10 protein-coding genes are annotated in these 12,571 nt (G+C 66.9%); 2 read left to right on the plus strand and 8 right to left on the minus strand.

Annotated features, from left to right (window positions below; translation table 11 throughout):
• From VSR34_RS04465 to VSR34_RS04500, 8 genes are all read right to left on the minus strand, one after another.
• The coding region (locus VSR34_RS04465; RefSeq protein WP_342961965.1) for an efflux transporter outer membrane subunit at positions 1-1,427 on the minus strand (1,427 nt) is incomplete at its 3' end.
• Positions 1,424-2,422, minus strand: coding sequence for an HlyD family secretion protein (locus tag VSR34_RS04470; protein WP_342962108.1), 999 nt, complete (start codon positions 2,420-2,422; stop codon positions 1,424-1,426). The genes VSR34_RS04470 and VSR34_RS04465, both read right to left, overlap by 4 nt.
• A 7-nt stretch (positions 2,423-2,429) precedes the next feature.
• Positions 2,430-2,639, minus strand: coding sequence for a DUF1656 domain-containing protein (locus VSR34_RS04475; protein ID WP_028213779.1), 210 nt, complete (start codon positions 2,637-2,639; stop codon positions 2,430-2,432).
• A 37-nt stretch (positions 2,640-2,676) separates the two neighbouring features.
• On the minus strand, positions 2,677-4,809 hold the full coding sequence (locus VSR34_RS04480; RefSeq protein ID WP_028213778.1) for an FUSC family protein: 2,133 nt from the start codon (positions 4,807-4,809) through the stop codon (positions 2,677-2,679).
• Positions 4,810-4,826: 17 nt separating this feature from the next.
• Positions 4,827-5,291, minus strand: a complete 465-nt coding sequence (locus VSR34_RS04485) for a MarR family transcriptional regulator (RefSeq protein ID WP_028213777.1) — start codon at positions 5,289-5,291, stop codon at positions 4,827-4,829.
• 165 nt (positions 5,292-5,456) lie between these two features.
• The gene (locus tag VSR34_RS04490) at positions 5,457-6,161 is read right to left on the minus strand and encodes an HAD family phosphatase (protein WP_342961966.1); all 705 of its coding nucleotides are present in this window, start codon (positions 6,159-6,161) and stop codon (positions 5,457-5,459) included.
• A 221-nt stretch (positions 6,162-6,382) separates the two neighbouring features.
• Entirely contained in the window at positions 6,383-8,791 is a 2,409-nt protein-coding gene (locus VSR34_RS04495) for a glycoside hydrolase family 31 protein (RefSeq protein WP_028213775.1), read from the minus strand.
• 39 nt (positions 8,792-8,830) lie between these two features.
• Positions 8,831-10,099, minus strand: coding sequence for an MFS transporter (locus VSR34_RS04500; RefSeq protein WP_342961967.1), 1,269 nt, complete (start codon positions 10,097-10,099; stop codon positions 8,831-8,833).
• Between the two features lie 407 nt (positions 10,100-10,506).
• Between VSR34_RS04500 and VSR34_RS04505 the strand changes: the two genes are divergently transcribed.
• Positions 10,507-11,676 carry a porin gene (locus tag VSR34_RS04505; protein WP_342961968.1) on the plus strand — a complete coding sequence of 390 codons (1,170 nt, stop codon included), beginning with the start codon at positions 10,507-10,509 and terminating at the stop codon, positions 11,674-11,676.
• Positions 11,677-11,775: 99 nt separating this feature from the next.
• Entirely contained in the window at positions 11,776-12,534 is a 759-nt protein-coding gene (locus tag VSR34_RS04510) for a class I SAM-dependent methyltransferase (RefSeq protein ID WP_028230332.1), read from the plus strand.
• Positions 12,535-12,571: the final 37 nt, after the last annotated feature.

Raw genomic sequence — 12,571 nt, forward strand, 5'->3', positions numbered from 1 at the left:
CCCCCGCCCAGCGCGAGGAAGAGCCGTACCTGATCGAGCGCGACCTGGCCTTCGGCCGCGGCGACCTGGGCGTGCGCGCTGGTGAGCGTGCGCGTGGCATCGAGGTCGGAGAGGAACGCCTCGCGGCCCGCGGCATAGAGGCGATGGGTTTCGTCCGCCGACTGCCTGGCAGACTGATAAGCGGTGCGAAGCGACTCGGCGCGCTGATCGTCGGCGGCATAGGTCGCGAGGCTCGACTGCGTTTCGCGCAGCGCATTGAGCACCACGCCGTCGAAGTGCGCGAGCGCGCCGCCCGTTGCGGCCTCGGCCGCGCGCACGCGCGCGCGCTGGCCGTTGACGGGGATGGTCCAGCTGATCAGGGGTCCGAATGACCAGGCGTTGGTCGCGGGGGTGAAGAGATCGCCGGTCAAGCCGACCGTCCCGACGCTCGCGCCGAACGTGATGTCGGGGTACATCTCGGCGATCGATACACCAATGCGCGCCGTCGCTGCCGCGAGCTGGCGCTCGGCCTCGCGCACGTCGGGGCGGCGCTTGAGGAGCGCGGCGCCGTCGCCCACGGGAATCGGCTGCTTGAGCTTCGGCAGGCGGTCGCACTCGAGCGCGGCGGGCGGCAGGTCCTTGGGCGCGCGTGCGAGCAGCATGGCGAGCTGATACTGGGCCACGCGGCGGCGGCCCTCGAAACGCGGGATATCGGCGGCGAGCGTGTTGGCCTGGGTCTGTCCGCGCGTCACGTCGGGCTGGTTGCCGCGGCCCGCGTCGCGCAGGCGTTTCGTGAGCGCCACGCGCTTTTTCTGCAGCCTCAGCGATTCCTGTGCAACGGCCAGCTCCTCGGCGGCCGAGCACGACTCCACGTAGGCCTGCACCACGTCGGCGACCACGGTGATGCGCGCGAGGTCGGCGGCGGCCTGGGCGGCCGCGTCGTCGGCGCGCGCGGCTTCCACGCCGCGCCTCAGCTTGCCGAACAGATCGAATTCGTACGATACGTTCAGGCCCAGATCGCCCAGGTTCGCAACGGGCACCTTTTCGAACAGGAGAAACTGCTCGCCCGACACCTGCGCGCGCTCGAAGGCCGCGTGCGCGCTGCCCGAGAAGCCGCCCTGCGCGCTGGCCACGTCGACGGCCGCGCGCGAGCGTGCGAGATTCGCCGCCGCCACGCGCAGATCCGTGTTCGACTTCAGCGCTTCCTGCACGAGCTCGTTGAGCGTGGGATCGTCGTACAGCTGCCACCAGTTGGCGGGCACGCCCTGTTGCGAGACCGGCGCACGGTCCGCGCCATCGATCGGCCCCTGCGCGAGAGGCGCATTGACGACGGCTTCCTTCGGCACCTGATAGTTGGGTCCGAGCGTGATGCATGCCCCGAGCGCGAGCGTGAGCGATGCGAGGGCGAAGTGCGGCCCAAAGCGGCGCCAGAAACTGCGGCGTGTCATTGCGAAGCTCCGGCGGCCTGGGAAGCCGCGTGCACGCCGGTGCCCGAAGCGGGCTGCGCGGCGACGGCGCCGCTAGCGCCCAGCGCGCCGCTGGCGGAATTCGGACGGCTTGCCTGCCGGTCCCTTAGCGCTTCCTCGCGCACCGCCACGGTTGCCGTGCGCCCCGCGATCATGCGGAAGTCGTCGGGCACTTCGTCGAGCGCGACGCGCACGGGAATGCGCTGCGCGAGACGCACCCAGCTGAACGCCGGATTCACGTTGGGCAGCAGGTTCGGGGCCGCCTGGCGGTCGCGGTCCTCGATCGCGGCGACGATGCTCTGCACATGGCCGCGCAGCGGACGCGATTCGCCCATGACCGTGATCTGCACGGGCTGGCCGATTTCGATGCCGTGCAGGCGCGTTTCCTCGAAGTAGCCGTCCACGCGGAACGAATGCATGTCCACGACGGCGACCACGGCGCGGCCCGCCGTCACGTACTCGCCCATCCGCGGCGCGCGGTCGTTCAGATAGCCGTCGACGGGGCTTACGATCGTCGTGCGCTGCAGATTGAGCCTGGCAGTGTCGACCTGGACCTGGGCGTCGGCCGCCGCTGCCTCGCCCTGATCGACGCGCGTGCGGCTTTCCTCCAGCGTTTCCGCCGCGACGAGATTGCCGAGCCCGACGTTGCGCGCGTATTCGCGCTTTGCCTGGGCGAGCGTGGCCTTGCGCTGCGCGAGCGTGGCCTCTGCGAGGCGCAGCGCGAGCGCATAGCGCGCCTGGTCGATCACGAACAGCACCTGGCCTTGCTTGACCTGCTGGTTGTCGACGACGTCGACGCGCGTGATGAGGCCGCCGACGTCGGGCGCGACCTGGATCACGTCGGCGCGCACGCGGCCATCGCGCGTCCACGGCGAGAACATGTAGTAGTTGACGATGCGCCACAGCACGAGTGCGGCGACGACGACGACGATGAGCGTCAGCAGGATCTTTCCTGCGGAGAACCAGGTATTTTTCACGTTCACGTTATTTCACGAAGCGATGCGACACGATGATGACGGCGGCCAGCACGAGCACATAGATGCCGAGATCGAAAATGGAACGATGCCACACGAGGCGGTAAAAGCCGACGCGGGTGAGCACCTTGCCGATCACGACGTTGATGAGGTACGCAATCAGCATCAGCACGAGCACGGCGGGCACGAACACGCCGAAGATATCGATTTCGCCGATCATGGTGCGGGTTTCGAAAAAGGATGAGAGGGATGCGCGCTCATGCCGTGGCCTCGGGATGGGAAGGCGACTGCGCCGACGCGGCCGGATAGAGCGCGAGCCGCATGCCCACGAGCGCATGCAGGGTGTTGCTCAGCCAGCGCTGCGAGACGAGCGCGCGCGGCGCCGGTTCCGCATCGGCGTCGGCCGCGGTGACGGGTGGCAGGTGCGCGCGGGCGCGCGCGGCGACGCGGCGCATGGCGTCGTCGATGGCCTCGCGCAGTGCGGGCGGCGCGCTCTGGCGCTCGCTTTCGCGCGCACAACGCGCGTAGTGTTCGCTGACGCCGGCGAGCACGCGATCGATCGCATCGGTCATGTCGCTATCGAGCTTGCGCAGCGAGCGGCGCAAATCGAGCGCATTGAGCGCGATGCGCAGATCGCGAAAGCTCTCGATCGAAGGGTGGCGATGCTCGTCGGAAGCCGCGAGACGCGGAATCAGCTGCATGAGCCTGTCGAGCATGCGCGAGGCGAGATTGCGCTGATCGGCGATGCGCGTGTGCGAGGCCGAGAGCGCGACGTCGTTCCAGCTCGAGCGCAACAGGCGCCGCGCCGCGAGTTCGGCGCCGAACGGGCGCGTGGCGCGGGTCCACAGATAGGCGAACAGGAGGCCCGCCACGCCCGCGATATTGCTGTTGAGGAACACGAGGAAGTCGGCCTCGTAGGCGCTTTGCACGCTGATGAAGGTTGCCGTGTTCACGGCCGTGAGCATCGTCACCATATTGAAAGCCGGGCGCGGAATGAGCGTGCCGACCAGGATGAACGGCCCCGCGAACAGCAGCACGAGCATGGCGAAGTCGTGCACCTTGGGCAGCGCGACGAACAGGTACAGGCCAGCGAACACCACGCTTGCCGCCGTGGCGAGGAAAAAGCGGAAGACGAGCGGCGCGGGATCGTCGGAGGCCGCGAAGAAGCAGCAGGCCACGGCCGCCAGCGTCACCGCTCCTGCCCCGTCGTGCCAGCCCGAGCTGACCCACAGCCAGCAGGCCACCAGAATCGCGCTCACCGGCACGAAGCACGAGAACAACATGAGGCCGCGATCGTAGAAGCGCTCGGTCCCGCCAAGCCGCCAATGCCGGTAACGTGGCCGCCACGTGCCGGCTTCGTGCGCGATGAGCGCGCGCAGCGCGCGGCAGTCCTGCCAGACGTCGATTACCTGGGTGAGACGCCAGAGCGCATTCGAGAGCAGGGCGCCTTGCCAGCTCGCGAGCGCGTCGTGGGCGGGCTGCAGCGCCGCGATGCGCGCACGCAGGCTGTCGGCGGTCGGATCGCCTGCGTCGTCGTGCATGTCCGCTGCGCGCCTCGGCAGCGGTTCCTCGAACCAGCGGGCCGCGTCGCGCAGCAGGCCGTCGAGGCCCTCGGGCCACACATGGAGATCGCGGCGCAGCGCGAGGAGCGGGTCGGCGAGCGCGGAAATCAGCGGCAGAAAGAGCAGCATGCGCCCGCGCAGGGATTCGGCGCGCGCCAGCGTTTGGGGATGCGCGTGGTCGTAGCTGAGCTGGCTGAGCAGAAACTCGAGCTGGTTCACGGTGGCCGCGAGGCGCTGGCGGCACGCCGAAAGCGCCTTGCCGGTGATATGACCCGAGAGCGTTTCGCCGCCGTACCACGCGGCGTCGCGGAACCAGGCATCCGCGCGCTCGATCAGCGTGGGCGCGAGACGGCTCGGCAAGATGTTGCTGCCGATCACGCTCGCGCACACGATGCCGAGCGTGATCTCCTGCGTGCGCGCGATGGCCACGTCGAATATGGTCGTGGGATCGGTAACGGTAGGCAGTGCGATGAGCGGCATCGTGTAGCCCGCGAGCATGAACACATAGCTGCGCGCGGTGCGGTCGGAGATCGCCAGATACAGCAGCGTGCCGGTCCACGTGGCGACGATCACGCTGAAAAGCAGCGGCGTTTCGACGAAGGGCGGCACGAGGGCGATCGCGGCGGCCGCGCCGAGCGCCGTGCCGAGCGCGCGATAGAGCGCCTTCGAGCGCGTGGCGCCAACGAACGGATTCGAGACGATGTACACGCTCGCCATCGCCCAGTACGGGCGCGGCAGCTGGAATACGAGCGCGATATAGAGCGCGAGCATCGACGCAGCAAAGGTCTTGACCGAAAAGAGCCAGTCGCGGATGGAGGGGTAGGTCATGGGTCCGCTTTCCGCTTTCAGTCGTGTAAGGCCCGTTCAGCCTGGTCTGGAGGGACTGCGGCGTTGAACGCGTTGAGCACGCGCAGCGTCGCCTCCAGGTCGGCGCGGCTCACGCCCTTGAGCACGCGCGCGCGCAGCTCGCGCAATTCCTGCTCCATGCGGGCGGTGACGGCGCGGCCTTCTTCGGTCAATGAAATCGTTTTTGCGCGGCGGTCGTCAGGGTCTTCGTCGCGGCGCACGAGGCCGGCGGCGCAGAGCTGGTCGAGCAGACGCACGAGCGAGGGGCCCTCTATGCCCACGTGCTCCGCGAGCGTCACCTGGCGCACGGCTTCCCCGAGCCGACCAGCCGTGAGCAGCGGCGCGGCGCATGCCTCGGAGACGTTGTACGCGGTGAGCGCGCCGTGGGTCGTGCGCCGCCATTTGCGTGCTGCGACGACGAGCGTGCTGCTGACCGCGAGGCGTAAGGTATGTAGATTCGACATCCGCGGATGATAGATCAAGGCGATTCGATAGCAAACTATCTTTTTCTCTGCGCAGCCACGATCCGGATGGTATGCGAGTCGCGGGCGGGCTGCGTCGGGCGTGGTGGGCGACGATGCGCGAGACCAACAGGGATGGCGATGTTCGCGTGTTCTATAGGCGCTTAACTATCTGGCTGGCGCGTGAGACGGCGATGTCCAGCCGGCGAGCAGCGCGGGAAGCTGTGCCATGTCGGTGAAGACGTGTGCGACGCCGGCTTCGCGCAGCGCCCCGGCGCTGCTGTGGACGGGCTCGGGCGGGCTGTAGCCGAAAACCGTGGCCCCCGCGGCGAGGCCCGCGCGCGCGCCCGTGACCGTGTCCTCGATCACGGCGCAGCGGCCAGCATGCACGCCGAGACCGTCCGCCGCCGCTAGATATACATCGGGATGCGGCTTGCTGCGCGGCGTTTCGTGGCCGCTGTAGATGTGCCCCTCGAAGCAGTCGATGAGGTCCACCTTGCGCAACTGCAGTTCCACTTTGAGCCGGTCCGCGCCCGAGGCGACGGCGATGCGTCCGTTCATGGCCGCATGCACCGCGCGCACGGCCGCGGGTGCGCCCGGGATTTCGACGAGATCGCGTTCGAGCGCCTCGTTGCGACGCGCACGAAAGCCTTCGAGCCAGGCATCGGTGATCGCGAAGCCCGTCTGGGCCTCGATGCGCGCGGCTTCGTCTTTCACCGCCTTGCCGACGAAAATGCGCATGGTTTCGTCCACGGAAAGCGACCAGCCCAGCTCGCCCAGCAGCTGCGTGAGCACGACGTGGGTGATGCGTTCGGAATCGACGAGTACGCCGTCACAGTCGAACAGGACGGCGTCGAAAGGGATGAGGGACATCGTAAGCCTGGGGTTGCCTGCTGTTGACTGCTGTTGCCTTCGGTGTGGGTTGCGTCATGCGGCGCGCATCGGTCATGCATTCGGATGGCGCAAGCGCGAGGCGGCTCCATTGCCACGTGGTTGCGCGCGCAAGAGGGCGATGATAACCGGGGCCGCGCGTGGGCGTGGTTTTCGCGTGCAATCCCGCGCGGCGGGGAGGATCGCGCCGGAGCGCCCGGGGCTTATAGTTCGACGACGATCCGGCGCCACCCGCCCATAGGTTCGTCCGCGACGATGCGGCCCGCGGAGATGGCTACGTTACGCGATTCGCCCGCTGGCAGGAAGATCTCAACGGACGTCGCCGCACGAGGCATCGGCCCGATGACTTCGACGGCGAGCGTGAGCGTGCCCGCATCGCCCTGCGCCGAGACGACCCATTCGCCGAACTCGCCGCGCCGCCACGCCTCGCTTTCGCCGTCGTCCTCGGCATAGCGGCGGCAAACGCGCTCGTTGCCTGCGAACGGCGTCACGATGAACGCGCGGCGGTCGTCGCGCCGCCCGAATTGCTGTTCCGCGACGTTCAGCGCGATCACGCTGCCTTCGCGCACCAGCATGACGGGCCGCTCCCACGGCGCGGGCAGCGTCACCCTTTGGCCCCCCTCGAACTGTTCGCCGCTCCAATAACAGGTCCAGCGCACCCCCTCGGGGAGCCAGACCTCCCGCTCCGTTTGTCCGGGTTCGACCACGGGCGCCGCGAGCAGCGAAGCGCCGACCATCATGTCGTCGGATTCCGCGTAGCAGCGCGCGTCCTCGGGGAACTCGGCGAAGGTCGGGCGCAGCACGGGCTCGTACTCCATCGTCGAATCCCAGAGCAGCTGATATAGATAAGGCAGCAGGCGATAGCGGAGCTTGAGCAGCGCCGAGACCTGTGGCGTGAGCGTGGGGTACATCCACGGCTCGTTCACGGTGCCGTCGTCGTTCCACGAGTGGATCGAGAAGCGCGGCATCCATACGCCGAACTGGATCCAGCGGATGAAAAGCTCGGGCTCGGGCGCGGGCCCCGAGAAGCCGCCGATATCGTGGCCGATGTTCGACACGCCCGAGAGCGCGAGTCCCAGCCCCATCTTCAGGTTGTAGCGCAGCGTTTCCCATGAGGTGGCGTTGTCGCCCGACCAGGTCTGCACGTAGCGATGCATGCCCACGCCGCCCGAACGCGAGACGAGGAACGGGCGTTGGCCGGGAGCGTGCTCGCGCTGCGCGTCGCGCGAGGCGCGCATCATCAGCAGTGTTTGCAGGACCTTCGCTTCGCGCGCGGGCCATGGCGTGCCGAAGCCATGCGCCATAGCGTGAGGCGACCAGAGTTCGTACTCGTTGTTGTCGTTCCAGGTGGCGGCGATGCCGTAGCGCAGCAGGGCGTCCCTCACGTGCTGCTTCCACCAGGCCACGGCGGCGGGGTTCGTGAAGTCGAGGTACGCGCCGACGTCGTCCCAGAACTGGACCCATGCGGGCTCGCCATCGCGCGTCTGGATGAGCAGGCCGTCGCGCACGGCGTGCTCGAACTCCGGATGATCGCGCAGCAGGCAGGGCTTGATGTTCGCGCACAACCTGACGCCGTGCGCCAGGTAGTCCTGAACGAAGCCTTCGATGTCGGGGAATTTCTCGCGATTCCAGTGGAATACATAGCGCTTAGCGCCGATCGATGTATAGCCCGACGACAGATGAAACGAGTCGCAGAGAATGTCGTGCTCCCGGCAACGCGCGAGGAATTCGCCCATGCGGCGCTGCGCGTCGGGCGCGTCGGTGTAGCTCATCGTCGAGCCCGAGTAGCCGAGTCCCCATTTCGGCATGAGGGCGGGGCGGCCCGTCAGCCACGTGAAGCGCCGCACGGCGGCGAGCGGCGTTTGCGGCGACGCGATGAAATAGTAGTCGAGGTCGCCGTGGTCGGCGATGAAATGGCGGTAGGGGCCGTGATAGTTGTCCAGCTCGCGGCCCATGTCGAAGGTGCAGTCCGCGAGCGTGTCGTAGAAGAGACCGAAACCCTGGCGCGTTTCGGGCTGCCAGGTCAGATAGAACGGAATGTGCTTGTAGAGCGGGTCGGTTGTCCTGGCGCTGTAGCCCATCGCGTCGACATTGGTCATCCGGTAGCTCTGGTTCGCACGATCGATCGAGCCGGCGCGTTCGCCAAGACCCAGATACATCTCGCCCGGCTGGCGGCGCACGTAATGATAGATGCGCTCGTCCCACCAGCCGAAGTTGTACGCCTGCGTCGCGCGGTCCTGTAGCACGATGCGCCAGCCGCCGTCACGGCGCATCTCCCACGTGCAGCGGCCGCCCGCCAGCGCGACGGTGAGCCGGATCTGCGTCGTCTCGATGCGGATCTCTTCCTCAGTGGAAAGGACACCGAACGAAGGCAACGCGAACCCGCTCGTGTCGAGGCGGTCGCGGCCTTCGTAGGGCACATCTTCGAGCCCCGGCGCGATGGCCCACGTGCGCGGCCCGTGAGCTTTGCCGTCCGGCAGCACACGCACGCGCACGATGTCTTGTTCTAGCACGAACACGTCAATTGCGGGGCCTTGCGTGCTTTCGAGGCGCAGGTGATGGCCTTCGTGTTTCGACAGGGCGAACCTGGGGGGATGAAGTAGCGACGTCATCGGTATTTCCTTTGTCTTGCGAGGCGCTGACACGGACGCTCATGCGCGCGCCAGTCCGTAATCGCCGCGGGACTGTCCGCGGATGAGCCACACGAGCAGTGCGGCGCCTATCAGGTCGAACGCGCCCAGGCTCGCGAACAGCGGGCCGTAGCCCACCTTGTCGGCGAGCGCCCCGACCATGAGCGAGAAGCTCAGGCCGCCGATCCACGCGGCCATGCCCGCGAAGCCGCTCGCCGTGCCGACTTCGCGCGAATCGAACACGTCGGCGGCGAGCGTGTTGACGAGCGTGGAGATCATCTGGTGCGCGAAGCCGCCCACGCAGAAGAGCGCGATGGCCGTATAGGGCGAAGCGACGAGCCCGATGCACGCGGGCCCGATCATCATGAACGCGCCGAGTACGACGCCCGTCACGCGCGACCAAAGCAGCGACAAACGGAAATGGCGCATCAGGAAGGGCGAGAGGTAGCCGCCGAGAATGCCGCCCAGGTCTGCCGCGACGAACGGCAACCACGCGAATGCGGCGATCTGCTTGAGGTCCATATGCCGCTCAGTGGCGAGATAGAGCGGAATCCAGAAACTGAAGGTCTGCCACGCCGGCTCGGCGAAAAAGCGCGGCAGCGCGATCGCCCAGAAGCGGCGCGAGGTCACGACGTCGCGCGTGCGTGCCTCGCCTTCCCCCGAGGGGCGGCTTTGACCTTCCATGATCAAGGCACGCTCACTCTCGCTGATGCGTGGGTGGGCGGCGGGCGCGCGATAGAGCACGTACCACGCGGCGGCCCAGACGAAGCCGACCGCGCCCGTCACGATGAACGCCGTTTGCCAGCCAAAGCGCAGCGAAAAGAAGATGACCACGGGCGGCGCGAGCACCGCACCGAGTGACGTGCCCGCATTGAAATAGCCGACTGCCACCGACTTCTGCCGGTCGGGAAACCATTCCGCCACGGCCTTGAGGCCGGAAGGAATGGCGGCGGCTTCGAAGAGCCCGAGCAAACCGCGCATGGCGCCGAGCGACAGCCACCCCGTGGCGAAGCCGTGCATGACGCCCGCGGCGGACCACAGTGCCGCGAACAGCGCGAAGCCGATACGCAGCCCCACGAGGTCGACGATGATGCCGCAGACGGGTTGCATGATCGTGTAGCCGATCTGGAACGCCGCAACGATATACGAGTACTGCTGGGTGCTGAAGTTCAGCGCATTCTTGAGTTCGGGCGCGAGCACCGACAGTGAGTTGCGCGCGAGATAGTTCAGGATGGTGCCCGCGCAGACGAGGGCGATGATCCACCAGCGCAGGCCTTTGACTGTTTTCAATGTTGTCTCCCCATGGTCCCGGGTTGTTGCTGGGCGAAAATAGGTTCGCTTTACTAATTAAAGAGATGGTTCTCACATGCGAGTATTTATGCCACTGGTACACCGCTGCTATGTCATACGATGACGCACATCTGATCTGCCGCCAGATGCTATGTTTGCGGCCGGTCGGTGTCAAGGTGCGCGGACAGCGGGGACCACGCCAGTGGGCGCAATATTCTGGGCGGTTTGAGGTAGATCAGGCATCTTTCAACTAGCTTGCGTGGCGAGGCTCCTGTGCTTGACGTTGGTCTTTGTCAAACCTACGATGCCCTCGCTCATCCTGACATCGGTTGTCAGATGACAAGAAATTTGCACGCGCCGGACTGTCCATTCATGCGCCGGTTCGTGTAATAACATGAGGAGACCTGATGAACAGATACGCAAAAACGCGCGCCTTCCTGCTTGTGGCAGCCCTCTGTGACGTGGCGTCGGTTCAGGCGCAATCGAACGTGACGCTGTACGGTACGGTCGACGACGCGATCAGCTACGTCAACAACCAGAACGGTAGCTCGAACGTCTACCTGCGCCACGGCAACCTGTATGCCTCCAAGTTCGGACTTCGCGGCAACGAAAATCTGGGTGGCGGCACCCGCGCGATCTTCGACCTGCAGGCGGGCTTCGACGCGAACACGGGCGCCGCAGCGTCGGCTGGCCGACTTTTCAACCGCCAGGCCTACGTGGGCCTCGCCAACGACACCTACGGCACCCTCACGATGGGCCGCCAGTACACGCCCTATATGCTCTTCGTCGGTGCGCTCTCCGCGAATAGCTGGCTCACGGGCGCAACGGGTTCCCATCCCGGCGACTACGACAGCCTCAATACCACGGTGCGCATCAATAATGCGCTCACCTATGTAACCCCGGTGTTCAAGGGCGTGAGCGCGAGCGCGCTATACGGCTTCAGCGGCATTGCGGGGAGTCCGGGCAAGGGGCAGAGCCTGAGCGCCGCGCTGCGCTACACGGGCGGCCCGCTGAGCCTCGCGGCAGGCTATTTGCGCCTGAATAACACGGGCCGCACAGCGGGTTTCGATCCAAACGCTTCGGGCTCGTTTGCCGTCTCAGCGGTGAATCGCGGATATGCGTCGGCGCGGGCGGTGCAAAACATCGCCGCCGCGGGCAACTACACGCTGGGCGACTTCACGTTCGGCCTGAACTACACCAACGTGCAATATCTGGCGGGCGGCACCGCGGCGTTTGCGAACACAGCCGTGTTCAATACCTACGGCGCACTCGCCGCATGGCGCGCAACGCCTGAGTTCGATCTGGCGGCCGCGTTCTCGTACACGATGGCCGCGAAGGCCAATGGCATCACGAGCGCGGCGCGCTATCGGCAGTACTCGCTACGCGAATCATGGCATCTTTCGAAGCGCACCACGCTCTATGCCTTGCAGGCGTATCAGCGTGCGGGCGGCCAGACGCTCGGCGCGAGGGGCAATGTGGTCGGCGCTGTGGCGACCGTCGGCGACTCGCAGAATGCGTCGCCGTCATCGACGAACGCGCAGTTCGTCGGCATGGCGGGCATTTCGATGCTGTTCTAGTCTGGGCTCGCCTGGCGTTGGTGTGGTGGTGGTCGGCTGCGCCAAACGGCGGACAAAACGGTGGACAATGGCGTATTCAATCCGCTTCCTCGCGCTCTCATGTCCACCGACGAAAAGAACCCCGACGCAACGGCCAACGAACTGCCGGGCCGCGCCAGCTACACGCAGTTCGCCGGGCGCTATGCCGAGCAGGCGCCCGGCAAGCCGCACAACGCGCTCTACGAGCGGCCCGCCACGCGCTCGCTGCTTGGCGCGGTGGCGGGGCTAGACGTGCTCGACGCGGGCTGCGGGCCCGGCATCGTGAGCGCGGAGCTGGCGCGCGAGGGCGCGCGCGTGCAGGCCTTCGACGTAACGCCTGCGATGGTCGAACTGGCGAAAGCGCGTTGCGCGGGTCTCGCTGTCGAGATCGCAGTGGGCGATCTCGGGCGCCCGCTCGACTGGCTGGCCGATGCGGTGGTCGATCGCATCGTGTGCTCGCTGGCGCTCGACTACGTCGAGCATCTCGCACCGGCCTTTCGGGAGTTCCACCGCGTGGCGCGTCCCGGCGCGCTGCTGGTGTTTTCGATGTCGCACCCCATGCGCGACTGGATCGACACGCGCACGCGCGGCTCGCGCAGCTACTTCCAGACGACGCGGTTTGGCCTGCACTGGGGCGGCTTCGGCGAGCCCAAGCCGTGGGTGGAAGCGTTCAGGCGGCCGCTTGCGGACATCTTCAATGCGCTCACGGAAACGGGCTGGGCGATCGAGCGGGTGCTCGAGCCCGAGCCGCAACCGGAAATGAAAGCGGTATCGCCGGCACTGTACGCAGAACTCGCGCAGGCGCCGGCGTTCATTTGTGTGCGAGCGCGACGGCTATGAGCGCTTCGCGGCGCGCCACGCGGCCGCACGTGCTCAA

The sequence above is a fragment of the Paraburkholderia sp. JHI2823 genome, assembly GCF_038900695.1.
Taxonomy (GTDB): domain Bacteria; phylum Pseudomonadota; class Gammaproteobacteria; order Burkholderiales; family Burkholderiaceae; genus Paraburkholderia; species Paraburkholderia mimosarum.

What these genes read in the sequence shown, in the direction of transcription:
- VSR34_RS04510 (WP_028230332.1), top strand. Translation starts at nt 11,776, where the DNA reads ATGTCCACCGACGAAAAGAACCCCGACGCAACGGCCAACGAACTGCCG.
- VSR34_RS04505 (WP_342961968.1), top strand. Translation starts at nt 10,507, where the DNA reads ATGAACAGATACGCAAAAACGCGCGCCTTCCTGCTTGTGGCAGCCCTC.
- VSR34_RS04485 (WP_028213777.1), bottom strand. Translation starts at nt 5,291, where the DNA reads ATGTCGAATCTACATACCTTACGCCTCGCGGTCAGCAGCACGCTCGTC.
- VSR34_RS04480 (WP_028213778.1), bottom strand. Translation starts at nt 4,809, where the DNA reads ATGACCTACCCCTCCATCCGCGACTGGCTCTTTTCGGTCAAGACCTTT.
- VSR34_RS04495 (WP_028213775.1), bottom strand. Translation starts at nt 8,791, where the DNA reads ATGACGTCGCTACTTCATCCCCCCAGGTTCGCCCTGTCGAAACACGAA.
- VSR34_RS04475 (WP_028213779.1), bottom strand. Translation starts at nt 2,639, where the DNA reads ATGATCGGCGAAATCGATATCTTCGGCGTGTTCGTGCCCGCCGTGCTC.
- VSR34_RS04490 (WP_342961966.1), bottom strand. Translation starts at nt 6,161, where the DNA reads ATGTCCCTCATCCCTTTCGACGCCGTCCTGTTCGACTGTGACGGCGTA.